Annotated in this window: 27 protein-coding genes; 11 read left to right on the forward strand and 16 right to left on the reverse strand. The window is 61.6% G+C overall.

Annotated elements, in window-relative coordinates; translation table 11 throughout:
* Positions 1 to 11: 11 nt before the first annotated feature.
* On the reverse strand, positions 12 to 1,001 hold the full coding sequence (gene araD1, locus APH27_RS04560) for an AraD1 family protein (protein WP_060484112.1): 990 nt from the start codon (positions 999 to 1,001) through the stop codon (positions 12 to 14).
* Complete coding sequence (locus APH27_RS04565) at positions 992 to 2,314, reverse strand: MFS transporter (RefSeq protein WP_060484113.1); 1,323 nt, start codon at positions 2,312 to 2,314, stop codon at positions 992 to 994. Before APH27_RS04565 ends, araD1 begins: the two co-directional genes overlap by 10 nt.
* Before the next feature lie 184 nt (positions 2,315 to 2,498).
* Here APH27_RS04565 and APH27_RS04570 point away from each other — a divergent pair, with 184 nt between their 5' ends.
* Both APH27_RS04570 and APH27_RS04575 read left to right on the forward strand, forming a co-directional pair.
* Positions 2,499 to 4,232 carry an IlvD/Edd family dehydratase gene (locus APH27_RS04570; RefSeq protein WP_027916855.1) on the forward strand — a complete coding sequence of 578 codons (1,734 nt, stop codon included), beginning with the start codon at positions 2,499 to 2,501 and terminating at the stop codon, positions 4,230 to 4,232.
* A gap of 207 nt (positions 4,233 to 4,439) precedes the next feature.
* Entirely contained in the window at positions 4,440 to 5,162 is a 723-nt protein-coding gene (locus tag APH27_RS04575) for a FadR/GntR family transcriptional regulator (RefSeq protein WP_060484114.1), read from the forward strand.
* Positions 5,163 to 5,165: 3 nt separating this feature from the next.
* Here the strand turns inward: APH27_RS04575 and APH27_RS04580 are convergent, their stop codons facing one another.
* Positions 5,166 to 6,071, reverse strand: coding sequence for a LysR family transcriptional regulator (locus APH27_RS04580; protein WP_027916857.1), 906 nt, complete (start codon positions 6,069 to 6,071; stop codon positions 5,166 to 5,168).
* 105 nt (positions 6,072 to 6,176) lie between these two features.
* On the opposite strand from APH27_RS04580, the gene APH27_RS04585 reads away from it, so the two are divergent.
* A complete protein-coding gene (locus APH27_RS04585; protein WP_060484115.1) occupies positions 6,177 to 7,913 on the forward strand; it encodes an amidohydrolase in 1,737 nt (578 codons plus the stop codon).
* A 91-nt stretch (positions 7,914 to 8,004) separates the two neighbouring features.
* Positions 8,005 to 8,751 (forward strand): TorF family putative porin, encoded by a 747-nt coding sequence (locus APH27_RS04590; RefSeq protein ID WP_060484116.1) that lies wholly within the window; start codon positions 8,005 to 8,007, stop codon positions 8,749 to 8,751.
* Between the two features lie 4 nt (positions 8,752 to 8,755).
* Here APH27_RS04590 and APH27_RS04595 read toward each other — a convergent pair whose 3' ends face one another.
* Entirely contained in the window at positions 8,756 to 9,187 is a 432-nt protein-coding gene (locus APH27_RS04595) for a multidrug/biocide efflux PACE transporter (RefSeq protein ID WP_027916860.1), read from the reverse strand.
* A gap of 266 nt (positions 9,188 to 9,453) precedes the next feature.
* On the opposite strand from APH27_RS04595, the gene APH27_RS04600 reads away from it, so the two are divergent.
* Positions 9,454 to 10,248, forward strand: a complete 795-nt coding sequence (locus APH27_RS04600) for a substrate-binding domain-containing protein (protein ID WP_060484117.1) — start codon at positions 9,454 to 9,456, stop codon at positions 10,246 to 10,248.
* 114 nt (positions 10,249 to 10,362) lie between these two features.
* Here APH27_RS04600 and APH27_RS27090 read toward each other — a convergent pair whose 3' ends face one another.
* The gene (locus APH27_RS27090) at positions 10,363 to 10,593 is read right to left on the reverse strand and encodes a sensor histidine kinase (RefSeq protein WP_371262695.1); all 231 of its coding nucleotides are present in this window, start codon (positions 10,591 to 10,593) and stop codon (positions 10,363 to 10,365) included.
* A gap of 60 nt (positions 10,594 to 10,653) precedes the next feature.
* On the opposite strand from APH27_RS27090, the gene APH27_RS26300 reads away from it, so the two are divergent.
* From APH27_RS26300 to APH27_RS04620, 4 genes are all read left to right on the forward strand, one after another.
* Positions 10,654 to 10,842, forward strand: a complete 189-nt coding sequence (locus tag APH27_RS26300) for a hypothetical protein (protein WP_060484118.1) — start codon at positions 10,654 to 10,656, stop codon at positions 10,840 to 10,842.
* A 97-nt stretch (positions 10,843 to 10,939) separates the two neighbouring features.
* Positions 10,940 to 11,518: a TetR/AcrR family transcriptional regulator gene (locus tag APH27_RS04610; RefSeq protein WP_060484119.1), complete on the forward strand. Its 579-nt coding sequence runs from the start codon at positions 10,940 to 10,942 to the stop codon at positions 11,516 to 11,518.
* Positions 11,519 to 11,572: 54 nt separating this feature from the next.
* Complete coding sequence (locus APH27_RS04615) at positions 11,573 to 12,676, forward strand: alkene reductase (protein ID WP_027916863.1); 1,104 nt, start codon at positions 11,573 to 11,575, stop codon at positions 12,674 to 12,676.
* 117 nt (positions 12,677 to 12,793) lie between these two features.
* On the forward strand, positions 12,794 to 13,180 hold the full coding sequence (locus APH27_RS04620) for a nuclear transport factor 2 family protein (protein ID WP_027916864.1): 387 nt from the start codon (positions 12,794 to 12,796) through the stop codon (positions 13,178 to 13,180).
* 26 nt (positions 13,181 to 13,206) lie between these two features.
* On the opposite strand, the gene APH27_RS04625 is transcribed toward APH27_RS04620, so the two are convergent.
* Positions 13,207 to 14,109 (reverse strand): LysR family transcriptional regulator, encoded by a 903-nt coding sequence (locus APH27_RS04625; RefSeq protein WP_027916865.1) that lies wholly within the window; start codon positions 14,107 to 14,109, stop codon positions 13,207 to 13,209.
* A 148-nt stretch (positions 14,110 to 14,257) separates the two neighbouring features.
* Between APH27_RS04625 and APH27_RS04630 the strand changes: the two genes are divergently transcribed.
* Together APH27_RS04630 and APH27_RS04635 are read left to right on the forward strand one after the other, a co-directional pair.
* On the forward strand, positions 14,258 to 14,686 hold the full coding sequence (locus APH27_RS04630) for a VOC family protein (RefSeq protein ID WP_027916866.1): 429 nt from the start codon (positions 14,258 to 14,260) through the stop codon (positions 14,684 to 14,686).
* Between the two features lie 93 nt (positions 14,687 to 14,779).
* The gene (locus APH27_RS04635) at positions 14,780 to 16,039 is read left to right on the forward strand and encodes a cation:dicarboxylate symporter family transporter (protein ID WP_027916867.1); all 1,260 of its coding nucleotides are present in this window, start codon (positions 14,780 to 14,782) and stop codon (positions 16,037 to 16,039) included.
* Positions 16,040 to 16,118: 79 nt separating this feature from the next.
* Here APH27_RS04635 and APH27_RS04640 read toward each other — a convergent pair whose 3' ends face one another.
* The 10 genes from APH27_RS04640 to APH27_RS04685 all read right to left on the reverse strand — a co-directional run bounded on the left by APH27_RS04640 (position 16,119) and on the right by APH27_RS04685 (position 25,513).
* The gene (locus APH27_RS04640; RefSeq protein WP_060484120.1) at positions 16,119 to 16,898 is read right to left on the reverse strand and encodes a MetQ/NlpA family ABC transporter substrate-binding protein; all 780 of its coding nucleotides are present in this window, start codon (positions 16,896 to 16,898) and stop codon (positions 16,119 to 16,121) included.
* Positions 16,895 to 18,070, reverse strand: coding sequence for an N-methyl-L-tryptophan oxidase (solA, locus tag APH27_RS04645; RefSeq protein WP_082434992.1), 1,176 nt, complete (start codon positions 18,068 to 18,070; stop codon positions 16,895 to 16,897). Before solA ends, APH27_RS04640 begins: the two co-directional genes overlap by 4 nt.
* 103 nt (positions 18,071 to 18,173) lie before the next feature.
* Positions 18,174 to 18,692 carry a hypothetical protein gene (locus tag APH27_RS04650; protein WP_050437156.1) on the reverse strand — a complete coding sequence of 173 codons (519 nt, stop codon included), beginning with the start codon at positions 18,690 to 18,692 and terminating at the stop codon, positions 18,174 to 18,176.
* 538 nt (positions 18,693 to 19,230) lie between these two features.
* Positions 19,231 to 20,595 carry an ATP-binding protein gene (locus tag APH27_RS04655; protein ID WP_060484122.1) on the reverse strand — a complete coding sequence of 455 codons (1,365 nt, stop codon included), beginning with the start codon at positions 20,593 to 20,595 and terminating at the stop codon, positions 19,231 to 19,233.
* Positions 20,592 to 21,254, reverse strand: a complete 663-nt coding sequence (locus APH27_RS04660; protein WP_027916871.1) for a response regulator — start codon at positions 21,252 to 21,254, stop codon at positions 20,592 to 20,594. Before APH27_RS04660 ends, APH27_RS04655 begins: the two co-directional genes overlap by 4 nt.
* A gap of 2 nt (positions 21,255 to 21,256) precedes the next feature.
* Positions 21,257 to 21,898, reverse strand: a complete 642-nt coding sequence (locus APH27_RS04665) for a hypothetical protein (RefSeq protein WP_027916872.1) — start codon at positions 21,896 to 21,898, stop codon at positions 21,257 to 21,259.
* Entirely contained in the window at positions 21,895 to 22,701 is an 807-nt protein-coding gene (locus tag APH27_RS04670; protein ID WP_060484123.1) for an SDR family oxidoreductase, read from the reverse strand. The genes APH27_RS04665 and APH27_RS04670 overlap by 4 nt, the downstream gene beginning before the upstream one ends.
* Positions 22,688 to 23,368: a TenA family transcriptional regulator gene (locus APH27_RS04675; RefSeq protein ID WP_027916874.1), complete on the reverse strand. Its 681-nt coding sequence runs from the start codon at positions 23,366 to 23,368 to the stop codon at positions 22,688 to 22,690. The genes APH27_RS04670 and APH27_RS04675 overlap by 14 nt, the downstream gene beginning before the upstream one ends.
* 8 nt (positions 23,369 to 23,376) lie before the next feature.
* A complete protein-coding gene (locus APH27_RS04680; RefSeq protein WP_060484124.1) occupies positions 23,377 to 24,846 on the reverse strand; it encodes an AMP-binding protein in 1,470 nt (489 codons plus the stop codon).
* A complete protein-coding gene (locus APH27_RS04685) occupies positions 24,836 to 25,513 on the reverse strand; it encodes a thermostable hemolysin (RefSeq protein ID WP_060484125.1) in 678 nt (225 codons plus the stop codon). Before APH27_RS04685 ends, APH27_RS04680 begins: the two co-directional genes overlap by 11 nt.
* Positions 25,514 to 25,607: the final 94 nt, after the last annotated feature.

Below are 25,607 nucleotides of genomic sequence, written 5' to 3' on the forward strand. Positions count from 1 at the left end.
CGATTGAAGGCTCAGAGGCTTTTCACCAGGCCCGGGCGCGGCGCCCGGTCAGCAGCGGCGATGCCGTTGCGCAATGGCTGGCCGAAGGCGTCGAGGCTGACCTCGAAGGTGTCGCCGGGGCGTGCCTGGATGCCGTCGCCGAACGACAGCGTGGCGGTGCCGAAGTAATGCACGTGGACATCGCCCGGGCGCAGGAACTGGGCGTACTTGAAGTGGTGGAATTCGAGGTTTTCGAAGCTGTGACACATGTTCTGCTCCCCGGACAGGAACGGCTTGCTCCACAGTTGCTGGCCATTGCGCAAGATGCGGCTGCGGCCTTCCAGGTGCGCGGGCAGCGCCCCCAGGCGCAGTTCGGGGCCAAAGCTGCAGGCGCGCAGCTTGGAATGCGCCAGGTACAGGTAGTTGCGGCGCTCCATCACATGGTCGGAAAACTCGTTGCCCAGGGCGTAACCCAGGCGGAACGGTGTGCCGCACTCGCCGATCACATACAGCCCGACCAGCTCCGGTTCTTCTCCGGCATCCTCGGCGAACGCCGGCAAGGGCAGGTCGGCCCCCGGGCGCACGACGATGGCGCCATCGCCCTTGTAGAACCACTCCGGTTGCGCACCCTCCTCGCCCGCTGACGGTCGCCCGCCCTCCAGGCCCCACTGGAACATGCGCATGCTGTCGGTGACGGCACCCTCGGCCTGCTGCTGATGCATCTTGTCGCGGGTGGCGGCGCTGCCCAGGTGGGTCAGGCCGGTACCGGTCACCAGGCAATGCGCCGGGTCTTCATGGTCCAGCGGTGGCAGCACTCGGCCTTCGGCAAGCAGGGCTTGATAGTCATGCCCTTCGCCAAGGCCTGCAGCCCGCACCTGGGCGGCCAGGTCGCGGCCGGCAGCAATCGCCTGCAGGGCCAGTTCACGGGTACTGCTGGCACCACAGATTTCCAGGGCACGCTCGCCCTCCACCACGCCGACCCGGCGCTGGCCGGCGGCGGTTTCGAATTGGATCAGTCGCATGCTTGTGCTCGCTTGTCGGTTGCAATGTTCACGGATGCCTGGCGCTGGCGGCGCTCCAGGCGGTTGTAGACGACGCCGGTCAATGCCAACCCGAACAGCATGACCACGGCCAGGAAGTACAGGCCCGAGGACAGCTGGCCGGTGTGCTCCTTGAGCGCACCGATGCCGAAGGGGCCAAGGTAGCCGCCGAGGTTGCCGATCGAGTTGATCAGGGCGATGCCGGCCGCCGCGCTGGCACCAGAGAAGAAACGCCCAGGCAAGGTCCAGAAGATCGCCGTGCAGGAAAACAGCGCAAAGGCCACCAGGCACAACGCCGCCAGCTGCATTGCCGGCATTGTCAGCCAGGCGCTGAGGAACAGGCCCAGGGCGCCCAGGGCATAGAGCAGGCCGAGGTGGCCATAGCGATCGTTGAGGCGGTCGGAACTGCGCGGAATGATCAGCAGGCCGATGATGCCGAACAGGTATGGCACCGCCGAGACGAAGCCGGTCACCAAGTCGCTGCCGCCGAACTGGTGGATCAGCGTTGGCAGCCACAGCCCCAGGCCGTAGATGCTCAGGGTCATCGGCAGGTAGAACAGCGCCAGCAGCAACACCCGGCCATCCTTCAGGGCATGCAGCGGATTGCCGTGGCGGGTCTGGCCGAACTCGCGCAGGTCTTCGGCCAGCTGCTCCTTGAGCCAGCGGCGCTGAGTGTCGTCCAGCCAGCGCACCTTGTCCGGGCCATCGGGCAGCAGGCGCAGGGTCGGCCAGGCCAGCAGCACCGCCGGGGTACCGATACAGATGAACAGCCACTGCCAGCCGTGCAGGCCGAGGTTGCCGTCCAGGCCCAGCAAGGCGCCCGACAGCGGCCCCGTGACCAGCATCGCCAGTGGCTGGGAGAGGATGAAGAAGCCGAGGATTTTGCCGCGATGGCGTACCGGGTACCACTGGGTGATGTAGTACAGCACGCCGGGGAAGAAGCCCGCCTCGGCAACACCGAGCAGGAAGCGCATCACATAGAAGCCATGGGGCCCGGTGACGAATGCCATGCCAATGGTGATCGCGCCCCAGGTCACCAGGATGCGGGCGAACCAGCGCCGCGCGCCGAAGCGGTCGAGCAACAGATTGCTGGGAACCTCGAACAGGAAGTAGCCGATGAAGAACAGCCCGGCCCCCAGGCCGTAGGCGGCATCACCGATGCCAATGTCGGCTCCCATATGAAGCTTGGCAAAGCCCACCGCCGAGCGATCGACGTAGGCCACCAGGTAAAGCAGGACCAGAAAAGGGATGAGTTTCAGCGTGATCAGGCGGACGAGCCGCTGCTCCTGAATCATGGCGAGGTCTCCGATTGTTCTTGTAATGGGGACAGCACATGGCCGGGGTTTTGTGGGCAGACCTCCGGCGCGGTGAAAGGATCATATAGTATTACTATTTAAAACAACAACCCTTCACAGAGCGCTTTTTTAGCGATAGAGTCGCCACATAACGACAAATAGTAATACTAATAAGGTGTCCGTCATGTCTGATAGCAAACGCCCCCTGCGCTCCGCCCAATGGTTCGGCACGGCCGACAAGAACGGCTTCATGTACCGCAGCTGGATGAAGAACCAGGGCATCCCTGACCACGAATTCCAGGGCAAGCCGATCATCGGCATCTGCAACACCTGGTCTGAGCTGACTCCATGCAACGCGCACTTTCGCAAGATCGCCGAACACGTGAAGAAAGGCGTGCTGGAGGCCGGCGGCTTCCCGGTGGAGTTCCCGGTGTTCTCCAGCGGCGAGTCCAACCTGCGCCCCACCGCCATGCTCACCCGCAACCTGGCGAGCATGGACGTGGAAGAAGCCATCCGCGGCAACCCAGTGGATGCCGTGGTGTTGCTCACCGGCTGCGACAAGACCACCCCGGCACTGCTGATGGGGGCTGCCAGCTGTGACGTGCCAGCGATCGTGGTGACCGGCGGGCCGATGCTCAACGGCAAGCACAAGGGCCGCGACATCGGTGCCGGCACCATCGTCTGGCAGATGCATGAGGCCTACAAAGCCGGGCAGATCGACCTGAACGAATTCCTTTCGGCCGAGGCCGGCATGTCGCGCTCGGCCGGTACCTGCAACACCATGGGTACCGCCTCGACCATGGCATGCATGGCCGAAGCCCTGGGCACTTCGCTGCCGCACAATGCTGCGATCCCGGCTGTGGACTCGCGCCGTTACGTGCTCGCTCACCTGTCGGGCATGCGCATCGTCGAGATGGCCAATGAAGACCTGCGCCTGTCGAAGATCCTCACCCGCGAAGCCTTCGAGAATGCAATCCGCGTCAACGCCGCCATCGGTGGCTCGACCAACGCCGTGATCCACCTCAAGGCCATCGCCGGGCGCATCGGCGTGGACCTGCAACTGGAAGACTGGACCCGTGTCGGCCGCGGTACGCCGACCCTGGTCGACCTGCAGCCGTCGGGCCGTTTCCTGATGGAAGAGTTCTATTATGCAGGCGGCCTGCCGGCGGTGATCCGCCGCCTCGGCGAGCACAACCTGCTGCCCAACCCCGACGCACTGACCGCGAATGGCAAGAGCCTGTGGGACAACTGCCAAAGCGCACCACTGTACAACGAAGACGTCATTCGCCCGATCGACAAGCCGCTGGTGGCCGATGGCGGCATCTGCATCCTGCGCGGCAACCTTGCACCCAAGGGCGCCGTGCTCAAGCCCTCGGCGGCGACGCCTGCGCTGATGCGCCACCGTGGCCGCGCCGTGGTGTTCGAAAACTTCGAAGACTACAAGGCACGCATCAACGACCCGGAACTGGAGGTCGACGCCAGCTCGGTGCTGGTGATGAAGCATTGCGGGCCGAAGGGTTACCCGGGCATGGCCGAAGTCGGCAACATGGGCCTGCCGGCCAAGCTGCTGGCCCAGGGCGTGACTGACATGGTGCGCATCTCGGATGCGCGCATGAGCGGCACGGCGTATGGCACGGTGGTATTGCACGTGGCGCCAGAAGCGGCGGCAGGCGGGCCATTGGCAGCGGTGCGCGAAGGTGACTGGATCGAGCTGGACTGCCAGGCAGGCCGCCTGCACCTGGATATTTCCGATGAGGAACTGGCCGGCCGCCTGGCGGACCTGCAAGCGCCGCAGCCGTTGATCAGCGGGGGGTATGCAAAGTTGTACCTCGACCATGTGATGCAGGCCGACGAAGGTTGCGACTTCGACTTCCTGGTCGGCTGCCGGGGCTCTGAGGTGCCCAAGCACTCCCACTGACCCCGCGCTGGCCCTGCTCTTGTAGGAGGGCCTCGTGTCGCGAAAGGGCTGCAAAGCAGCCCCAGGGTATCAGCAACAATGCACAGATCGCCGGGGCTGCTTTGCAGCCCTTTCGCGACACAAGGCCGCTCCTGCAAGAGCAAGACCTGTGCTCGACTTGTGATGCTATGATGCCCTCCCCGCTCCGATGGACCGCCAGCACCGCCCATGAACTACCGCCAGCCCACCACGCGCAAGAGCATGCACGCCACCCTGGTCCAGGACCTCGGCCTGCAGATCGTATCCGGCCAGCTCCAGCCGGGGCACAAACTGCCCGCCGAAGCCAGCCTGTGCGAAGCCTACGCCATCAGCCGGCCGGTGTTCCGTGAAGCGATGCGCGCCCTCACCGCCAAGGGCCTGATCGAAGCCCGCCCACGCGTCGGCACCTTGGTGCGCCCGCGTCACGACTGGCACATGCTCGACCCGGACGTGCTGCACTGGCTGATGCAGGCCACGCCACAGCAGGAATTCTTCAACACCCTGTCCAGCGTGCGCTGGGTCATCGAACCTGCCGCTGCAGCACTGGCTGCGACCAACGCCAGCCCTGCCGATGTCGCGTCGATCAGCGAGGCCTACCTGCGCATGGAAGCCGCAAGCACTCACGAGGAACGCCTGCAACCGGACCTGGACTTCCACGCGCGCATCGCCGACGCCACCCATAACGACCTGCTCGCCTACCTGTGCAACATGCTCTCGCTGGCGTTGCGTGAGTCGGTGCGCTACTCCAACCAGCGCCCCAACTTCGACGAACTGGCGTTGCCGCGGCACAAGGCGATCCTCACCGCCATCCAGAACGGCGACGCCCTGGGCGCACGGCATGCTTCGCTGGTGCAACTGGAAGATGCCCGGGTGGCGTTGAGCAAGGTGCTCGGCCAGGACCCTATCGGCTGAACCTCACTGCCGCTGCAGGTAGCCCTGCAAGTAGTCGATGAACGCCAGCACCTTGCCGCTGGCACGGCGGTGGCTGGGGTAGACCGCGAGGATGTCTTCACCGAATGCATCCGGCTCGATCACGCAGTGCTCCATCACCCGCACCAGCCGCCCCTCCTGCAAATAGCGGCGCACGCTCCACTGCGGGGTGTGCAGGATGCCGTGCCCCGCCAGTGCATTGCGTAGCAGCAAGTCGTAGTTGTCGCTTTCCAGCCGCGCCTTCTGCGGATACGGCAGGCGCATGCGCACGCCGTCACACTGCAGCCACCAGAACCGCGCATCCAGCGCCGGGTGGATGTACTTGAGCCAGTGGTGCTGGCCGATGCTGTGCGCCGTCACCGGCAGCGGGTTGCGCGCGATGTAGTCGGGGCTGGCACAGAGAACGATGCGGTTGTGGCCGATGACCCGGGCAATCAGGCCCGGCAGGTCGCTGTGCCCTTCGCGCAGTGCCAGGTCGTAACCGGCTTCGATCAGGTCGACAAAGGCATCGGACAACTCCACCCGCAGCTGAATCTGCGGGTATTCGCGCATGAAGCCAGCACAGGCATCCGCCAGGAACGCCCTGCCGAACGCCAGTGGCGCGGTCAGGCGCAAGGTGCCGGATACCCCCTGCAACTGGCTGATCTCTTCACCGGCCTGATGCAGGCTCTTCAACACCTGCCGGGCGGTTTCCAGGTACAGCCGGCCGGCTTCGGTCAGCACGATGCGCCGGGTGCTGCGCTCGAACAGCTGGCTGCCCAGCTCACGTTCCAGGTGAGTCACCGCCTTGGTCAGCGCCGAGGGCGTCTTGCCCAGCGCCTCGGCTGCGCGGCTGAAACTGCCATGCTCGGCAGTGGCGACGAACATCGAAATCGCACCCAAGGTATCCATGCGGTTTTTCCTGAATGGCAAAAGGCTTTTTAGCGTTCTGGCGATTCTATGCCAGGCGCGCGCTGGTTAGGCTCGCGTTACACCCATAAATACAAGAGGCTACACATGTCGAGATGTCTTCCTGGCTTGCTGGCGCTGGCCGTGGCTTTTTGCTCCGGGCAAGCGCTGGCTGCCGCCGAGCTGGTGCTGGTCAATGGCAAGATCTTCACCGCCGACCGCAACAACCCGCAGGTGCAGGCCATCGCCATCGAAGGCGGCAAGCTGGTGGCGGTGGGCTCCGATGCCCAGGCCCGCGCACTCGCCGACTCGCACACCCAGGTGATCGACTTGCAAGGCAAACGGGTCACGCCAGGCCTGATCGATACCCACTCCCACGCCATCTTCGGCGGCCTGCAACTGAGTGGCGCCGACATGGGCGGCGAGGCGCTGCCGCTGGACGACTTCGAAGCCCGCCTGCGCGCCTGGCGCGATGACGGGCGTGCACGCAACGGCGATGTGCTGCACGTGCTCGGCGTCAGCTCGAGCTACTGGGCCCAGGCCAAGGCACTGAATGCGCGCTTCAGCCAGGGCGAGTGGGCCTCGACGCCCATCGTGTTCATTGGCGAGGACTACCACACCGCCTGGGCCAACCAGGCCATGCTCAAGCGCGCCGGTATCGACAAGGCGTTGCTGAGCAGCCTGAGCCCCCAGGAAAAAGACACCATCGGCAGCTTCGACGATGGCCAGCCCAGTGGCTTTCTGGTCGACGCTGGCTGGGACCGGGTCGCCAGCGTACTGCCCAAGGCCGATGCCGCCGCCCTGCTCAAGGGCGCGCAGGCCGCCGTGCAGTTCAACAACAGCCTGGGCATCACCGCCTGGATGGACCCGGCAGCCAACAGCATGCCCGGCGAGGCAATCTTCGCCATCAAACCCACCGATCACACCGTGGGCGTTCTGCCAGCCTACAAGGCCCTCGCCGAGCAGGGTGGGCTCAACGCGCATGTCGCCGCGCTGCTGGTGGTCAACCCGAAAAGCACCCCCGCCGACCTGCAGACCATCGACAACGTGCGCAAGCAGTTCGCCGGTGTGCCGAACCTGACCCTGCCGGGCATCAAGGTGTTCGCCGACGGTGTGCTCGAATACCCCGCGCAGTCCGCCGCCCTGCTCAAGCCGTACCACAACACCCATAAACCGGGTGAACTGCTGATCGACCCGCAACATTTTGGCGAGCTGGTCAGCGCCGCCGACCAACGGGGCTGGCTGGTGCACATCCACGCCATTGGCGACCGTGCGGTGCGTGAGTCACTGAACGGCATCGAGCAAGCGCGCAAGGCTGGCAACAGCGGCATCCATCACTCGATCACTCACCTGCAACTGGTCAACCCCCAGGACTTCGCCCGCTTCAAAGCCCTCGACGTGATCGCATCGATGCAGCTGCTGTGGGCCGCCGGCGACGATTACACCGTCGACATGGTCAAGCCCTACATCGACGCAACGGCATTCCGCTACCAGTACCCGGCCCATTCGCTGCAGAAAAAGGGGGCGACCATCGCCGGGGCCAGCGACTGGCCGGTGTCGTCACCGAGCCCCTGGCTGGCCATCGCCCAGGCGGCAACGCGCAAGGGTGAGCAAGGCGTGCTCAACGCCGAAGAGCGCCTCGACCGCCAGACCATGCTTTATGCCTATACCGCCAATGCCGCCAAGGCCCTGGGCATGGAGCAGCAGATCGGCTCGCTGAGCCCGGGCAAACAGGCCGACTTCGTCATCCTCGACCGTGACGTGCTCGCGGTGAACGACCAGCAGCTCGGCGAAACCCAGGTGTTGGCCACCTACTTCGGCGGCCGCCAGGTATACGCCCGCTAAGCCGCTGCGCCCCCCTTTAGCTGCACGGCATGCCCCCGGCATGCCGCCTTTCTATCTGCCACAACAACCACAACACAAGATAGGGATCACCATGAAACACGCTACCCTGGCAGCCGTGTGCGCGTTCGGCTGCGCCACGCTCGCCCCCGTCGCCATCGCCCTGCCGATCAATGACGACTTCGCGGTCGACATCGACCTGGCGGCGGTCAGTGACTACCGCAGCCGCGGCATCTCGCAAACCCAGGGCGACCCGGCGCTACAGGCCGACATCATGCTCAGCCACGCCAGCGGCCTGTACCTCGGCGCCTGGACCTCGAACGTCGATTTCGGCTTTGCCAGCAAGACCCGCCAGGAAGTCGACTACTACGGTGGCTGGGCTTGGCAGATGGCTGAGCAGGTCAACCTGGACCTGGGCTACATCAAGTACAGCTACCCGAAGGAGAGCCAGTACAACCTGTCCGAGCTTTACGCCATTCTCGCGGTGCAGGGTTTCAAGCTGGCGGCGTATTACTCGACCGACGCCTCGACCCAGTACGGCAAGGAACAGGACAGCCTCTACACCTGGGTGGGCTATCAAACAGCGTTACCGCTGCGGGTCTGCCTGGAACTGCGCTACGGCCGCGTGGACTTCAAGGACCCGAGCTACTGGTCGCAAAGCGGCCAGTCGCGCGACTCATACCGTGAGTGGGAGGCCAGGCTCACACGCGATGTCCTTGGGCTCACCTGGCGCCTCAGTTACCTGGATACCAACCTGTCGCACGCCGAATGCGCCAGTAGTTATGGCTTTGACGATGTCTGCAGCGCCACCGTGGTAGCCGGCGTCAGCAAGCACTTCTGAAGCCTCAGGCCATAGCCCGGCGCTGCACGATGAAGTGCCGGGCCCGGTCGAACGCCCAGTTGTACAGCACGGTGTACGGCAGGATGATCACGAAAAAACCCAGCTCGACCATGAATGCCTGCATCAGCGAGATCTGCAGCATCCAGGCCGCCACCGGCAGGCACCAGACCACCAGCCCCGCCTCGAAGCCCAGGCCATGAACGAAGCGCGCCAGCGCTTTCCACTGGATGCGCGGCGTCGCCACGAAACGGTCGACCAGCGCGTTGTAGGCCATGTTCCAGATCATCGCGATCACCGACAGGGTGACCGCCAGGGCGCCAGCGGTGGCCAGCGACTTGCCCATGATCCACGAGAGCAGTGGCGCACAGAGCAGCACAGCGAAGATTTCATAGCCCACGGCATGGACCATGCGTTCGGTGAAAGAGACCTTTTTCATAACAGATTCCATCATGTGGTTACCTCGTGGCGCATTTTCTTTGATGGAACTGATACCTTCCACATAGCAGCTATCGCTTTTATCAATGACCCGAATGTCACCCGTCTGCAAACCTGCGCCGAACCTGTGGGAACTGTTGCCACCGGCTTTCAGCCCGTCGCTGCCATCTGCGGAAAGAAATTTAAAACATTCTTAATCGTTGATTAATTCTTAGCCGGCTCCACGCTCCGTAAAATTTCGCGCTTTTACATGTGGAGAACGCTCCGATGCTTCGAATGCTGTCCTGTGCTGCCCTCTTGACCACTTCATTCGCCTGCTCGGCTGCTGACGCTGTACAAGGTGGCGAGCAAACGCTGACCGTTCTGAGTTCCGGCGGTATCATGGGCGCTATCCGGGAAGTGGCGCCAGCTTATGAGAAGACACATGGCGTGAAGCTGGAAGTTCTAGCCGCGCCTTCGATGGGGGAAACCCCACAGGCCGTCCCAAATAGGCTCGCCCGCGGTGAGCAGGCGGATGTGGTTCTGATGGTAGGTTCGGCGCTCGACAACCTGGTCGCCAGCGGTCTAGCCGACAAAACCAGCCGAATAGATCTCGGAAAGTCTTTCATTGCCATGGCCGTTCGCAAAGGCGAACCGAAGCCGGACATTGGCACGATGCAGGCCTTGCGCACTGTGCTGCAAAACAGCAAGTCTCTCGCCTACTCCGACAGCGCCAGCGGCGTTTATCTCTCCAAGACCCTGTTCCCTCGCATGCAGCTCGGTGACCAGTTCGTGGCCAAGGCTCACATGATACCTGCCGAGCCTGTCGGGGCGGTGGTCGCTCGCGGCCAAGCACAGATCGGCTTCCAACAGCTCAGTGAGCTTAAGCCAGTAAAGGGGATCGACATCGTTGGTCTGATCCCGGCTGAAGCGCAGAAAATGACTATGTATTCTGGCGCTGTCGTCACCAAGAGCCAGCATCATGCCGCAGCCCAGGCGCTCCTCGACTATCTGGCATCGCCAGAAGCCGACGCCGCGATCAAAGACAGTGGCTTGACGCCGCTCCCCCATGTAGCAAGCTGACAGCGAAACTGAGGCTCGGCAAAACACGAAGATCTTGCCGCAGTCTTCGCTCTGCGAGCGTCTGCTACGGGTCGAAAGCGGCCGGCCGCAGTTGATTTCCCGGCCTGACACCGCTCAGGTGGTCATCGATTTGTGCCTGATGCGATCATCACGATCAGGGTTGGAACCAGCCTGCAAGTTGGCGCAATAGGAATCCACTGTCGGCTCGAACAAATCGTCAAGCAATTCTGCGGGCAGGGGTGTGCCTGTGTTGTGCACGGTCAGCGCGATCGCTTCGTCTTCGAACCTTGAACAGACCGTAACACTTCCTCCCGCCGCGCCATAGGCAATCGCGTTGGCAACCAGGTTACCGACATCTGATAGAGCCGATCACTGTCCGCGCTGTAGTGGCCCTGACCACTGCTCATGACCAGGGAAGGCAAGCCGCAGCTCCTCCAGGCAATCTGCTATCAACCCGTGAAGGTCGACCGGCTCGAACGTCACCTCGATGCCGCGCCCAACTTGCACGAGTGTGAAATCAAGAAGGTCGGCCACCAGGCGCTGCGCCCGTCCCGCCGAATGGGTGATGTGGCCGATACTCTGACCTCAGACTAAGCCTGGACGGTAGATACAGGGTGCCGCCGAAGAATGAATCGACCCTCTGTCGAGCGTAGTAGACGACTGGTCTAATCTGGAATAGACTGCGCCCACTATGAAGAAACCAGCCAATGAAATGCGTGAGCACATCCTCGATGTTGCCAGGGCGCTAATGACCCACAAAGGCTACACCGCCGTCGGTCTCAACGAGGTGTTGAGCACGGCGGGTGTGCCCAAGGGCTCGTTCTACCATTACTTCAAGTCCAAGGAAGAATTTGGCCAGGCGTTGCTCGATGTGTACTTCGAGGCGTACCTGGCCCGTATCGAGCCGATTCTCAAGCAGCAGGCCAATGGCGCGCAAAGCCTTCTGAAGTATTTTCAGTACTGGAGTGAAACCCAGTACGACGACGCCGTCGACAACAAATGCCTGGTGGTGAAGCTCGGCGCTGAAGTCTGCGACCTTTCTGAGGTCATGCGTCATGTGCTGGATCAAGGTACTTCCCGCATCATCAGGCTGATCAGCGATAGCATCGAGCGCGGTATCAATGATGGCAGCATCGTTACCAAAGACAGCGCTGCACTCGCCGAATCACTGTATCAACTGTGGTTGGGCGCATCGTTGATGGCGAAAGTTAACCGCTCTGCCCAACCCTTCCAATCGGCTTTGGCCATGACTAAAAGCCTGCTCGGTTGAGCGGCTTTTTTTTACCCGAAAACTAGACGACTGGTCTACTTACTGGAATCCTTCATGACTGACAACAGCACCCGCACCGATCTGTTCGCCCCCACCCGCATGGGCGCCATCGAACTCGCCAACCGAATCGTCATGGCACCCGTCACGCGCAGCCGTTACGCCGAGGACGGTATACCCAATGAGCTGCACGCCACCTACTATGCCCAGCGCGCCTCAGCCGGCCTGATCATCGCCGAAGCGACCAACATCAGCGCCCAAGGCCGTGGCTATGCTGCCACGCCGGGCATCTGGAGCGATGAACAGACCGCTGGCTGGAAGAAAGTCACGGAAGCTGTGCATGCCGAAGGCGGCAAGATCGTGCTGCAACTGTGGCATGTCGGCCGCTTCTCCAGCGTCGAATTGCAGCCTGGCGGCCAGGCACCGGTAGCACCCTCGGCGATCAAGGCCGAGGGCAGTACCTATACGGTCGACGGTTTTGTCCCAGTGTCCACACCACGCGCCCTGGAAACCCACGAGATCCCCGGCATCATCGAGCAATACCGTACTGCCGCGCGCAACGCCAAGCGCGCGGGGTTCGACGGCGTGGAGGTGCATTCTGCCAACAGCTACCTGCTCGACCAGTTTCTGCGTGATTCCACCAATCAGCGTACCGACCAGTACGGTGGTTCGATCGAAAACCGGGCGCGTCTGACACTTGAAGTCACCCGCGCGGTTGTCGAGATCTGGGGCAGCGACCGGGTTGGCATCCGCCTTTCGCCGGTCACCCCGGACGCTGGCAACACACCCCCCGACAGCAACGTCATGGGCCTGTTCGGTTACCTGGTGCCCCAGCTGAACGCGCTGAACCTGGCTTACCTGCATTTCGTCGAAGGCGCCACGGCGACCAGCCGCGAAATCCCCGCGGGCGTTGATATGGATGCCCTCAGCAGCTTGTTCGCAGGGCCCTATATCGGTAACAACAACTACGACCTGGAAATGGCCATCGAGCGCCGCGCTGACAACAAGATCGACGCCGTGGCCTTCGGCCGCCTGTTCATCTCCAATCCCGACCTTGTTGAACGCTTGCGCCAGGGTGCGCCGCTGACAGTCGCTTCGCGCGAGAGCTACTACGGGGGTGGCGCCAAGGGGTACACCGACTGGCCCAACGGCAATTACTGAAGGACGCGCTGTGTCATGCCGCGAGCCGCCGTGATTGCCAACACCACCGTAAACGACCCGATCGTCCCCCTACCCGGCAAGACTCGTCATAGCTTTATTCACCACAGGAACAACACCATGAACAAACCCACTTATGTGCAGGAATACAACGCCATCGTCGAAGTACTGAATCAGTACAACGAAGGCGGCAAGCAGGCCAAGAGCAGCCTTATGAAACCGGCGTTCAGTGAGCAGGCCACCATTTTTGGCGTCGATGCCAACGCCAAGCTGGTTGGCGGGCCGATCCAGGGCCTGTTCGACATCATCGACAACCCACCTTTCCGCCCCTCGCCAGAGGCCCAGGGCGTCATCGTCAATATCGATATCGTCGGCACTGCCGCCAGTGCGCGTATCGATACCAACGACATCTCAGGTTTCTGCTTCACCGACTTTTTCAACTTGTTGAAAGTCGAGGGTCAGTGGACGGTGGTCAGCAAGGTCTACCACACCCACATCGCGCCCTGATCTGCGCCGTTTCCGGGCCCCCGCTGTCACGTGATACCGGGTAGGCCTACCTGGCCTGCTGATTGAGCTGCCGCCTGGACGATCAGGTCGATCAGCAGGGTGACCTGCTCGCTCAACGCGACATTGGCGGGGTAAACCAGGCCAATGTCGCGATGAAACGTGCTCGCGCCAAGGTCATAGGCTCGAACCGACGCTGGCCAGGCATCCCGCGTGATGGTTTGCGGTACCAATGCCACCCCAACGCCCTTCGCGACCAGCTCGGTGATTGCATCCAGCTCGTCCAGCTCGCACACGTCCCTGGTAGTGAAGTGAGCTTGGCGCAGGAAGCGATCGACCTGCCGGCCACCGAACGAAGAGCGTTCGTAACGAATGAAAGGTTGGGTCGAGAGTATGTCGCGCCAGTCACCCTCTGGCAGGCCTGCGGGAACAATCAAGCGGTAGGGTTCGCTTGCCAGCGTTGTCCAATGCAGGTCACTTTGCAATTCGAACGGTGGGCGGATGATTATCGCACAGTCGATTTCCCGTGCATCTACCGCACTGAGCAACTGCAGTGATACCCCTGGAATGATCCGCGTGCGGCATTCAGCCCGCGTGCCATGGAATTGAGCCAATGCTTGCGGCAGCAGTGACCGTTGTATGGACGCAATCGCGCCGATATCTACCTGTACCGATGGCACGCTACCCAGTGCATTGGAACCCAGGCTGTTGTATAGCCTGATCACTTCCTGCGCCTGGATCAGAATTTGCTGGCCCCGCCGGTTCAACTGCGCGTTCCTGCCTTTGCGCTCGAATATCTCGAAGCCAAGCTCCCCTTCAAGCCTTTGCATCTGGGCACTCACCGCAGCCTGTGTGAGGTTGATCCTCACCCCCGCCGCAGCGAATGTGCCCTCTCGGGCCACCGCAACCAGCGTCTTGAGCTCGCGAATCATTGACAAATTCCCTTTGTGTTTTTGACCAAAATATATTGATTTTTTTATTGATTGGCCACTTCTAAACTCTCTCCCAGAACGAAACATACGAGATGTTGCAACGGCATCTCGCCCAGTCGAACCATCAATAGCCCTCCAGGAGCGCCTGATGAACCTGTCCCCTTTCCACCTTGCGATTCCCGTTTACGATATCCCGGCCGCCCGTAAATTCTATGGCGAGGTATTCAATCTCGAAGAGGGGCGCTCTGCTGCTCAGTGGGTTGATTTCAACTTCTACGGTCACCAACTGGTGATTCACGAACATCCCAAGATGGCGTATCAGGAAAACGCTTTGAGCAACCCGGTGGATGGGCACAACGTCCCTGCTCCACACTTTGGCGTGATTCTGCAGTGGGACCAATGGGAGGCACTTGCCGAGCGGCTTACGGCCCTGGGCACCCAGTTTGTCATCGAACCGTACATACGCTTCAAGGGACAGGTGGGTGAGCAAGCCACGATGTTCCTATTTGACCCGTGCGGCAATGCACTGGAATTCAAAGCGTTCAAAGACATGGCACAGATATTCGCCAAGTCATAGTGATTACACAACGTGCGCCCGCGTGAGCCCCTCGCTCACGCATCTAGCTACTGCCGTCCGTGCAGCACACCTTCTATAAAAAAGGCTAGAGTCATGAAAAGAATCCCACTGGTCTGGCAGATCATTGCCGGCTTGTTCCTTGGCATCCTTGTAGGCGGGTACCTGAATACCCATCCAGAGCATCAGCAATGGGTAAGCAGTGAAGTGCTGAAGCCCTTGGGTGACATCTTCATCAAGATGATGAAGATGATTGTCGTCCCTATTGTCTTCTGCTGCATGGTGCTGGGCATCGCGGGGGGCGGGGACAACAAGTCATTTGGTCGCATGGGGGCCAAATCCCTTGCTTACTTCTTCGCTATCACGACGCTGGCGATCATTGTGGGGCTTGTCCTTGGTAACCTGCTGGAGCCCGGATCGGGCACCGTGATCGCAGGTATGGCGCATGCCGATGCGGTCATGAAACCTGAGCCCTCCAAAGGCGCCCTGATCATTCTGCAAAATATCGTACCGGATAATATCGTTCTCTCATTATCTGAAGGCAAGCTGCTCTCAATTCTGTTCTTCGCCGTGTTGTTTGGCATGGCCTTGAATGCCCTGCCCCGCGAGAAAAGCGCCCCGGTTGTCGCAACACTGCAGGGCACTGCTGACGCAATGTTCAAACTGGTCAGCTATGTCATGGCTTACGCACCGATCGGGGTGTTCGGGATGATCGGCGCTACAGTCGCCACCTTTGGTTTCGCCGCGCTTCTCCCCCTGCTCAAGTTGATCGGTGTTGTTTACCTGGCACTCTTTCTGTTCGCTTTTGTCATACTCGGCGGGATCTGTTATTTGATCGGCGAGCACCTGTTCACGCTTGTTCGTTACTTCAAGGACGAACTGATTCTGGCGTGTTCCAGTGCAGCGTCCGCTGCCGTAATGCCCCAACTGATGGTAAAACTTGAGGACTATGGTGTTCCACGACGTATTGTCAGTTTTGTCGTACCCGTGGGGTACGCGTTCAACCTTGACGGCGCGTCTATATTCCTGGGTGTCGCGACAATATTCATTGCGCAGCTTTATGGAATAGACCTCAGCCTTTCTCAGCAAATTCTACTGGTCGTGACCATGGTGCTGACCTCAAAAGGCGCTGCGGGTGTCCCTGGCTTTGCGATCATCATCCTCTCGGCGACATTGGCATCGGCCGGGCTGCCACTCGAGGCTGTTGCACTGGTGGCAGGGATCTTCCGGGTCATTGAAAGCGGCACCACCACGCTCAATGTTCTCGGGAACGCCATCGCGCCGCTGGTCATAAGCCGATGGGAAGGGGTTCAAAGGAACGTTGCCGAGCGAGACCCGCTTCTGGACAGAAGCTGAGCGGGATACCGATCTGAAATCCGCGAGCCGTCACGGGCCTGGCCCGTGACGGCTTGATGTGCGATGTCAGTTCAAGGGGTCAGAACGCCGGCACCACATCGCCGTGATAACGCTCAAGAATGAACTGCTTGACCTGCGGCGAGTTCAACAACGCCCCAAGCTTCTGCACGGCCGGGTCGTTGGCTTTGTCCCTGCGCACGTACAGGTAGTTGGCGTACGGCGACTCGGAGCTTTCGATGAACAACGCATCCTTGTGCGGCACCAGCTTGGCTTCCAGCGCGTAGTTGGCGTTGATCAGCGCCATGTCCACCTGGCCCAGCACGCGCGGCAGCATGGCCGCTTCAAGCTCCTTGAACTTCAGGTGCTTGGGGTTGCTGGTGATGTCGGCGGCGGTTGCCATGATGTTGCTGGGGTCTTTCAGCGTGATCAGGCCCTGCTTGGCGATCAGCAGCAGGGCGCGCCCGGAGTTGGTGGGGTCGTTGGGAATGGCGACGGTGGCGCCGTCCTTCAGCTCGGCGACCGATTTGACCGTGCTCGAGTAGGCACCGAACGGCTCGATGTGAACGGCTACAACCGGTACCTGGTCGCTGCTCGGGCGGTCTTTCTTGTAGGCCTCGTAATACGGCTTGCTCTGAAAGTAGTTGGCATCCAGCCGCCCCTCATCCACCTGGCGGTCCGGCTGGATATAGTCGGTGAACACCTTCACCTCAAGCTCCACCCCCTGCTTGGCCAGCTCAGGTTTGAGGAACGCCAGAATTTCGGCGTGAGGCACAGGCACCACGGCAATCTTGAGCGTTTCGGCATGCGCAGCACCAACGGAGGCAGCCAGCAGGGCAAGGGAAAATGCAATGCGCTTCACAGGGTTTTTCCTTCGAATCGTTCAAGGGTGAAAGAGGACAGATCAAGGTCGGTAGTGCCGCGTGTGCACCACTGCGCGAAGGCCTCGCCCAGGGCCGCCGAGTGTTTGAAACCGTGGCCAGAACAGGCTGACACCACCAGGGTGTGGTTGAGCGTGGGGTGTTGGTCGATGATGAAATGCCGGTCTGGGGTGACGGTGTAGGCGCAAACGGCCGACTTGAGGACCTTGTCGGTGACCCTGGCAATCCGGCCTTGCACTTGCTGCTGGTACATCTCCCTTCCTTCCGCGGCAGAAACAGTGCGGTCCAGCAGGTCAGGCTGCGAGGCCGTGTGGTACTGGGCCGTGGCGATTTTCAGGCTGCCCTCGCCAGGTTGCGCGGGGAAGCCGTAGTTGATTTTGTCGTCCCCGCGCCCATGGGTGAAGATGAACGTGGGCGACGCGCCCTCTAGGGCCGCGCCGTCTTCAAGCTCAAACCAGAACAGCCTCTGCCGGTAGACACTCAGCAACCGGTCGAAAGGCTCACCCAACAACCCGCCGGCCCAGTTACCGGCGCTGAACACCAGCTTGCGGGCCTTCACCGTGCGCAGGTCGGTGGTGACCGTGACGCCCTCTTCATCCGAGCTGATCTGGGTAACCAATTCGCCCGTGTGCAAGGTGGCGCCGTGCTGCACCGCCAAACGCAACTGCACCTCGATGCAACGCTCGGGGCGCACGAAACCGCCACCCGGCTCGAAGTAGCCGATTGCGTCATCGCGCACGTGGGCGAATTGTGGGAAGCGCTGGCGGATTTGTTCTGCGTCGAGGACTTCGTGGTCGATCCCGTAGGTCTGGGCCAACCCGATGGTGCGCAAGGTGAAGTCGGTTTTATCGGCGGGGTCGAAGTCGGGGCTGGAGGTCAGCGCAAGCAAGCCGGATTGTTCGAACAAAGATTCGCCGCTCTCTGCTTCCAGTTCGCGCCAGATTTGCTGAGCCCGCCTGACGATAGGCACGTACTGTGCCCCTTCCCCCACGGACAGCCGGGTAATTCGCGTATCACCGTGGCTGGAACCGAAGGTATGCGGCGGGTGGTAGCGGTCGATGCCCACCACATCGACGCCTGCCTTGGCCAACTGATACGTGGTAGCGGCGCCCATGGCGCCCAGACCGATGACGACTACTTCACAGTGCTCCACGGACAGCGCTCGCTCAAAAAGGCGCTAGTTGAAAACACATGGTCCCAGGAGACAAAGAATTAAAGGGTATATGGTTATGCCTTAGCGCCTTGGACTTGCCCGCTTAGCGCGCAACCAATAGGTAAACCTTGCCTATGAGGACGACCACACCCAATACCAGTACCGCGATACTGAACCAGGGCTTTTTAGGCGGCGGGCCGTCTGGGTAGTCGTCGACACGGCTGGGCGGCAGTACGCCGGCACGCTGCAGGCGCAACTCCACCAGGCGCTGGCGCATGGCGCGGTGTCGCTTGCTGTTCACCACCAGCAGCCCCAGCAAGGACAGCGTGAGGATCACGTATTGCAACGGGCCGGCATGGCGCGTGCCGAACACGCTGATCGCCGTGAGAGCAGGCCCTACGAGGCACGGCGAGACCAACCAGAGCCCCCAACGAAAGCCGCGGATCATCGCGAACTGGCCGGCGCAAAACAGCATAAGCAGCGTCAGCGCCCCAGTAAGGAGGTAAGCGCCCCTGTCCGGCAGGTTGTGCAGGTAGCTGCTGTCCCACAACCCAATGCCGCTCCCCGCTGCCACCATGCACAGCAAGGTGCCCAGCGCGAAGGTTGGGGCATAGCGTGTCATGAAGGCTTCGTGTTGGTCGGGGGTGAGTCTTCCGGGGGGGGGCATCTTGACGCTCCTTGTCAGCTATTGAGGGGACATGCTGCCACAGGCCGCTCGATATTTAGAGGTTGAGGAGCACCGCTATCGACCCATAGCTGTCACTGATGAACAGCAGCATCCCTTTCTAGAGCCAGCGCCTGACCTGTCTGCTGTGAGGTAGCCCGTATCACCGTGGCAGCATGCGTCTTCAAGTCGTGGTGTGCCAGGCCTGCACAAGCATGAAAACCAATCAGTGCGTAACCAGCGTTACCTACCCGCTCATACCAGTCCTTCAGTGTTCTGGCCAACGCAGGATCGACAGGAACAGGCGAAGGCAGCGTGATGCCCCAGTGCGGTGCTCAGCATTGCGCTGATGGGTATCGCCGTATCAGCGTTGGTAGGGGTACGCCTGGTTGGTCGGCTGAGCCCACGTCCTCCCATCCTGCCCACGCTTAAGGAAGTCTGAAGTGACCAGCGTCAGATGCCAGCTGTATCGTTGGCAGCGACTCTGCTGGGGGATTCAACCCACTGGAAACAGCAAGGTGGCGGCTAGCCCGCCGCTTGCTCGATTACGCAAAAGCACCTGCCCGCCCATCCGGTCAACAATGGTCGCCACGATGGAAAGCCCAAGGCCTGCACCATTGGGACTGTTACGGCTATAGAAGCGCTCGAATACGCGCGACAGACTCGCCTCATCGATACCCGGCCCCTCGTCCTCGACGGTCAGCTCGAAGTGATCGTCCAGGCGTCTGAGTGACACTGCGATGCGGCCAGCGCGCGGTGAGTGCTCCACCGCGTTGGACACCAGGTTCTGCAGCGCGATGCCCAGGGCGCCAGCATCGATCGCCAGGTGAGGGTCGCCTTCACCAATATCTAACGAGGGCTCCAGGCCGCGGCCCAGTATCCACGGGGTCAGGTCAGCCAAGGTCTCGGTGACCACTTCGGCCAGGTCGACCTGAGTGCTGACTCGCTGCCCCAGCCTTGGCTCGACACGGGCCAGCGTCAGCAACTGGTTGACAACCCGGGTGAGCCGGTCGACCCCGCCCATCAAATAGTCCAGCGCTTTGTGCCGCTCTGCCTCGTTGCTGGCCTCCAGCGCGTTCTGCGCATGCAGGCGGAGAACGGCCAGGGGGGTGCGCATTTCGTGGGCGGCATCGGCAATGAACCGATGCTCACGCCGCAGCAGGTCCTCGATCTGCGCCAACAAGCGGTTGATGGCGGCCTGCATGGGCTCCAGCTCCGAGGGCAGCGGCACCAATTGCAGCGGCTCCAGCGAATCGGCGTGACGCCCACGGATGACGTTGGCCATGTTCTGCAAAGGCCGCAGTCCCCAGCCGATAGCGGCCCAAACCAGCAGTGCCAATACCAGGCTGCCAAGCAGGAACGGGAGCAGGGTGTGGCGAACGATACGGTCGATCAAGTCGTAGCGCACATCGTCACGCTCGCCCACCCAGATCACCCAGTGTCGTTCCGGCACCGGCAGCACGAAACCGCGCCATTGCTCGCCACCACTGGAAAAGTCGTAGAAACCGGGGACCGTCGGTGGAGGGTCAATGGTCGGTGCACTGGGTGTGTGCACCAGCAGGCCGGCGCCGTCCTGCCAGACCTGGAATGCCAGCTTGCTCTCGTAGGGGTGGCCTACCCGATGGTGACCCGCCTGGGCCAATGCCTCGTTGAATGCCTGGTACATGGCTTCACGCGACCCACTTTGCACCGGCAGGCTCATGACGCCCTGCAGCAAGCGAGCGTTCTGGGCCAGGTGCGCGTCGTACACCTCGTTAATTTCATGGCGGCTGTCGTGATAGTTATAGAGCGCCAGCAGGCCGGTCCCCAGCAGCAGCAACAGCATCACCCGCCACAGGGTGCGTTGGCGCAGCGAGCTCATGCCTTGGCCTCGACCAGATAGCCAATGCCGCGCACCGTACGGATCAGCCCGTTGAACAGCTTCTTGCGAAGGTGGTAGATGTTCACCTCCAGCGTATTGCTCTCCGGCTCCTCATCCCAGCCATACAGCAACTGGGTCAGGCGTTCGCGGGTGAATACCTTGCCTGGCTGGGCCAGCAACTCGTGCAGCAGCCTGTACTCCTTAGGGGTCAGCACAACTTCAACGCCGTTGTAATGAACTTGCTGGGTAGCGGGGTCGAGGCTGACTCCGGCATGCTCGATCATGACCTTGGCGCGTCCGGCGCTGCGCCTGAGCAACGCGCGCAAGCGTGCCTTCAGCTCGTTGAGGTCGAACGGTTTGACCAGGTAATCGTCGGCGCCGGCATCCAGGCCGGTGATGCGATCATCGAGGGCATCCCGTGCGGTGAGAATCAGCACCGGCAGGCTATCGCCGCCGGCGCGTACCCGCCGCAGGAGCTCAATGCCATCCATGCGGGGCAATCCTAGGTCCAGGATCACCAGGTCGAAGGTCTCGTGCTGCAACGCATGCAAGGCGCTGACACCGTCACGCAACCAGTCAAGGGTGTAGCCCTCCTGGCGCAAACCGTCGCAGATCCCTTCTCCCAGTGCGATGTCATCCTCAACCAGCAATAGCCGCATGTTCAGTCCTGTTTATCCTTGATCGCCTTGAGTAAAGCATCGATATCCGCGCGACGGCCCTGATCAGCCAGCTCACGCCCCGGCCGGGGTGGTGCTTGCAAGGCTTTCTGCAGGGCTGCGGTAGCCTCCGGATAGCGCTTTTGTCGATACAGATGATCAGCCCAGAAATAGTTGCTGTCGATACCGCTGGGGTTGATCTGCAGGGCTTTGCGCAGCATCTTGTCGGCCATCTCGGCATCGCCGAAGCCAATCGGCCAGCCGGGCACTTGATCGTACAGCGTGCCCAGGCTGGTATAGGCCGAGCCCTGCAAAGCGTTGGGGTCCAGTTTCATGGCCTGCTCCAGGCTAGCCTTCGCCGCCTTTACCTTGCCTAGTGCTCCAAGGCCACCGGTAGCCCCCGCCCAGCTGCTGTTGATGATGCCCTCCCAGATCAATGGCTCTGGTGTACCGGGGTACTGATGAACGAAGGCCGCCGCGTCACCCGCTAGCTTTTCGAGGGCGTCAGCACGTTTGTCCTTGGGTAACTGGTACTGGATCTGTGCCCAGCGCTGCTGCAGGTCACTCAGGTGCTGTGTGCCTGTCTGATCCAGTGCCCAGGTGGAAGGTGCGAATGCCAGCAAGCTGGCAATGAACAGTCGCTTCATTTCATCGACTCCTTGGAGTGGCTACCAATGTATCGGCGAATGACAGGCAATTGCTTGCGTAATGCGCGGTCGACTACTCCCGGCAACATGCCGTTAATGCGCACGAAGAGCTTTTCCGGCCAGCCTAGGTAAAGCTCGCTGCGTTCAGACTGCACGGCCTCAAGCACTGCACGGGCGACATCCGCCGGGTCGTCCATGCCGACTTTCAACGCCTGATTGAGCGCTGTGGCAGCACTGCTGTTCATCGCCGTGCGGGTCGCACGAGGTGCTGCATAGAGCACATTCACCGTGGTATCGGCCAGCTCGCGCCGCAGTGCTTCCGAAAAGCCACGCAGGGCGAATTTGCTGGCGCAGTAGGTGGCATAGCCGGGATAGCCAATCGAGCCATAGGTTGACCCGACATTGACCACCAAGGCCTTGGGCTGAGCACGCAGCAATGGCAGGCAGCCACGTGTCAGCTGCAGTGGTGCATTCAGATTGATGTCCAGCAGCTCATCGAGCTCGTGCTCGTCTAATTGATCGAGCAAGGCGAAGCGGTTCACCCCGGCAGCGTTGATCAGAACGTTGACATTGCCCATCTTGCGGGCTCGGTCGACGATTTGTTCACGCCCTACCTGGCTGCGTAGGTCAGCTTCTTGCCAGCGCAAACGGTCCGGGTACCGATTCATCAGGCCAGCCAGCTTGCCCATGTGCCGGCTGACCGCCAGCACCTGGGCACCGGCTGCGCACAGCTGCTCGGCCAGCTCCAAGCCAATACCCCCACTGGCGCCGGTGAGGATCACCACGGATTCAGGCAAGCGCATGATGCACCTCGTGCTTCCCGACGCGCGGCAAGCCCTGGAACATCTCGGTGTACAAGCGGTAGACGACCTTTGCCGCGTTGATGACAGCCTGCTGGTCGCCCTCATCATCGAGGCGGTCCATTAACTGTTTGTAGGTCACCATGTGGTCCTGGTCGAGCGCACCATGGGAACTCAGGTAGCTGAACGCCTGGCCAGGCAAGCCCAGCGTACTCTGGATGGTGCCCGCCGCCTGTGTGGCCAAGGCTATGCTGGTGCCTTCGAGCACATTGACCATGCCGAACAGCCCGACAGGGTTGCCGCGTGCAATCAGGTCGTAGAGGTAGGCGACCATCAGCTCGATTGGCAGCGCTGGCCGACCATCACGCACGGCCTCCCAGTCGCCGCCGCAAGCCTTGATGTCGTTGAGGATCCACTGTTCGTGGCCGTACTCCTCTTGGATGTATTCGCACACCGCACCGCGTAGCCATTCCAGGCGCGACGGCAAACGCGCGCCACAGGCCATCATCAGTGGCACCGTATGGCGGACATGGTGGTAGGCCTGCGTCAAGAAGGCGACGTAGCTCTCCAGACTGACCTGGCTGGCCAACGCATCCCGGATTACCGGCACTGCGAATAAAGCCTGACGTTCCTGGGCAGTGTGTGTTTGCAAAGTATCGAAAAAAGACATGGTGAACCTCACAACGAGATGTCGGATAACAGGGCGTGGTAACGCTGCAAGATCGCCTCGCGTCGTGGGCGGCCGTTGGCAGTCAGGGTTTCATCAATGGGGCTCAACGGGGCCGGCAAACGGCGCCATGTATGCACCTGGGCGTAATCGGGCAGTTGCGCGTTGCAGAGCTGCACGGCCAGCTCGATAGCCTCGTCGCTGGCGGTGGGATCCAGCGGCCACAGCAGTGCCAGGTTGTGCGGCAAGGCTTCGCCATGCACGAAGGCCTGGGCGATGACGCCGCTCTGAGTGAGCTCGGCTTCGACCCATTCGGGGTTGACGTTGCGCCCGAAGCTGGTGATGAACTGGTGTTTCTTGCGTCCGTCGAGGTAAAGGTAGCCCTCTTCGTCGAGGTGACCGAGGTCGCCCGTCGCCCACCACTCGCCGGTGACCGGCGCCTCTTCCAGGTAACCCAGCAAGGTCGAGCCAGCCACCAGTACCTCACCATCCTCAGCAATGCGCACCTGAACATGGGGCAAGGGCTTACCGACGCTGCCAGGGCGAACGGCCCCCGGTCGGTTCAGCGCTACCACTGAGGCACATTCGGACAAGCCGTAGCCTTCGAACACCGGCAAGCCGACCGCATCGGCCCGAGCCAACAGGTTGGCTGATACCCGGGCGCCGCCCACTGCCACGAAGCGCAGTGGGCCGACGCCCATGAGCCCGCGCTCGATGGCGGTGACCAGCCCCATCAGCAGTTGCGGCACCAGGATTAGGCTCTGTGCACCGCTCAGGGCAATCGCAGCGAGCAAGCGCTTGAAATCCACCTGGCTTGCGCCGCCCATGCCCAACTGCTGCTGCGGGTAGAGCTGGACGCAGGCGCCTGCCATGAGCGCAGCATATACACCGAGGTTCTCCAGCAATACACCCAGAGGCAGTACCGCCAAGTATCGCTGCGGCTCGGTGGGTCGGCTTGCAGCCTCCAGTTCCCGCGCAACACGCAGCATGGCTTCGGCGCCCAGGCATACGCCCTTGGGCCTCCCGGTACTGCCGGAGGTATAGGTGATCTTTGCGGTGCCCGTCGGCATTTCAGGCGCGACAACACCATCACGCGCCAGGATGTCTTCTGCCGGCTGTTGGGTAAACCCTTGCTCAAGGAGTTGGGCGGTCCACTGCGTCTCGCACAGCACGCTCGTGGCACCACTCTGCTGCAGGCAGTGTTGGAGCTGAGCCGCACTGAAGAACGGCGGTACGATCACACAAGCGCGCTCGGCAAAAAGAGCCGCCAGGTCCCAGAAGAGCAATTCAGGTCCGTTATCCAGCACCATGGCCAACGTGCCCGGTGGTTGGCTCAACAAGCGGGCTGCACGGCATTCGACCTCGTCAAGCAATTGCAGGTAGGTGAAACGCTGAACCGGGCCCTGAACAGCTACAGCATCAGGTTTTTGCTGGGCATGCTGGAGCAACAACGCCTGAAAGAGGTGCAGTTCATGCGGCATGGCCGGCCTCCTGGGCCAGATTGGGGAATCCAAGGCGCTGGAATACCCCCGTCCGGGTTAAGGCATCGAATCCATAGCCGATGTTGCCGGCGAACACTTGAGGCCGTTGGTCGTAGTACGTCCCCCACTGATTCGACTGCCCCTGCAAACGCTCAGGATCGGCCGCAGCCAAAACGGTAGGCATCAGTCCCAGCCGTTGAAAGCTGTTGATCAGTGTCGCTGCGCCAGTGAATGCCACCCACTCCAGGCCTCGCAAGGCCAACAACCAGGTCACGGCAATGATCATGATGCGGGCGCTGCCAGCGCTGAGTGAAGCCAAGTTGCCCACTTCGACCATGCATGAACGGTCCAAGGCAACGCCAGCGACCTGCGAAACGGCGGCCTCCAAAGGCGCGTCCAGATACCGCTCGAGAAAGAGAGGACCGGCGCGGGCTGGTCGCATGCCGGCCGCTGCGATCAGCCGTCCGTGGCTGTCATGCAATGCCAGCAGCTCTGGCAGGTAATGCTGCACATCCGCTTGGTGCACGGTAGCAAAGCACTGGTGGATGAAGTGCTCCAGACCCTCGCGTGTAGAGTCGCCTGCCAGATGAAGCGACAGCCGCGCGTGATGGTCGGCATGGCTGCCTATAGGAAGCGGGAGCAGGTTGCTCCATTGAGATTCGTTCATGGAACTCCCCCGATTGGGCTCGACGGAGAGAATTATCAGGGTCGAATCTGAATGGAATCTGAAGTCAGACAGCACAAAGCGTCTGAGATCATGA

This window comes from Pseudomonas sp. NBRC 111123, assembly GCF_001320205.1.
GTDB lineage: Bacteria > Pseudomonadota > Gammaproteobacteria > Pseudomonadales > Pseudomonadaceae > Aquipseudomonas > Aquipseudomonas putida_J.

Coding starts and splice junctions, on each gene's coding strand:
- araD1 (WP_060484112.1), bottom strand. CDS start 1,001: ATGCGACTGATCCAATTCGAAACCGCCGCCGGCCAGCGCCGGGTCGGC.
- APH27_RS04565 (WP_060484113.1), bottom strand. CDS start 2,314: ATGATTCAGGAGCAGCGGCTCGTCCGCCTGATCACGCTGAAACTCATC.
- APH27_RS04570 (WP_027916855.1), top strand. CDS start 2,499: ATGTCTGATAGCAAACGCCCCCTGCGCTCCGCCCAATGGTTCGGCACG.
- APH27_RS04575 (WP_060484114.1), top strand. CDS start 4,440: ATGAACTACCGCCAGCCCACCACGCGCAAGAGCATGCACGCCACCCTG.
- APH27_RS04580 (WP_027916857.1), bottom strand. CDS start 6,071: ATGGATACCTTGGGTGCGATTTCGATGTTCGTCGCCACTGCCGAGCAT.
- APH27_RS04585 (WP_060484115.1), top strand. CDS start 6,177: ATGTCGAGATGTCTTCCTGGCTTGCTGGCGCTGGCCGTGGCTTTTTGC.
- APH27_RS04590 (WP_060484116.1), top strand. CDS start 8,005: ATGAAACACGCTACCCTGGCAGCCGTGTGCGCGTTCGGCTGCGCCACG.
- APH27_RS04595 (WP_027916860.1), bottom strand. CDS start 9,187: ATGAAAAAGGTCTCTTTCACCGAACGCATGGTCCATGCCGTGGGCTAT.
- APH27_RS04600 (WP_060484117.1), top strand. CDS start 9,454: ATGCTTCGAATGCTGTCCTGTGCTGCCCTCTTGACCACTTCATTCGCC.
- APH27_RS26300 (WP_060484118.1), top strand. CDS start 10,654: ATGACCAGGGAAGGCAAGCCGCAGCTCCTCCAGGCAATCTGCTATCAA.
- APH27_RS04610 (WP_060484119.1), top strand. CDS start 10,940: ATGAAGAAACCAGCCAATGAAATGCGTGAGCACATCCTCGATGTTGCC.
- APH27_RS04615 (WP_027916863.1), top strand. CDS start 11,573: ATGACTGACAACAGCACCCGCACCGATCTGTTCGCCCCCACCCGCATG.
- APH27_RS04620 (WP_027916864.1), top strand. CDS start 12,794: ATGAACAAACCCACTTATGTGCAGGAATACAACGCCATCGTCGAAGTA.
- APH27_RS04625 (WP_027916865.1), bottom strand. CDS start 14,109: ATGATTCGCGAGCTCAAGACGCTGGTTGCGGTGGCCCGAGAGGGCACA.
- APH27_RS04630 (WP_027916866.1), top strand. CDS start 14,258: ATGAACCTGTCCCCTTTCCACCTTGCGATTCCCGTTTACGATATCCCG.
- APH27_RS04635 (WP_027916867.1), top strand. CDS start 14,780: ATGAAAAGAATCCCACTGGTCTGGCAGATCATTGCCGGCTTGTTCCTT.
- APH27_RS04650 (WP_050437156.1), bottom strand. CDS start 18,692: ATGACACGCTATGCCCCAACCTTCGCGCTGGGCACCTTGCTGTGCATG.
- APH27_RS04655 (WP_060484122.1), bottom strand. CDS start 20,595: ATGAGCTCGCTGCGCCAACGCACCCTGTGGCGGGTGATGCTGTTGCTG.
- APH27_RS04660 (WP_027916871.1), bottom strand. CDS start 21,254: ATGCGGCTATTGCTGGTTGAGGATGACATCGCACTGGGAGAAGGGATC.
- APH27_RS04665 (WP_027916872.1), bottom strand. CDS start 21,898: ATGAAGCGACTGTTCATTGCCAGCTTGCTGGCATTCGCACCTTCCACC.
- APH27_RS04670 (WP_060484123.1), bottom strand. CDS start 22,701: ATGCGCTTGCCTGAATCCGTGGTGATCCTCACCGGCGCCAGTGGGGGT.
- APH27_RS04675 (WP_027916874.1), bottom strand. CDS start 23,368: ATGTCTTTTTTCGATACTTTGCAAACACACACTGCCCAGGAACGTCAG.
- APH27_RS04680 (WP_060484124.1), bottom strand. CDS start 24,846: ATGCCGCATGAACTGCACCTCTTTCAGGCGTTGTTGCTCCAGCATGCC.
- APH27_RS04685 (WP_060484125.1), bottom strand. CDS start 25,513: ATGAACGAATCTCAATGGAGCAACCTGCTCCCGCTTCCTATAGGCAGC.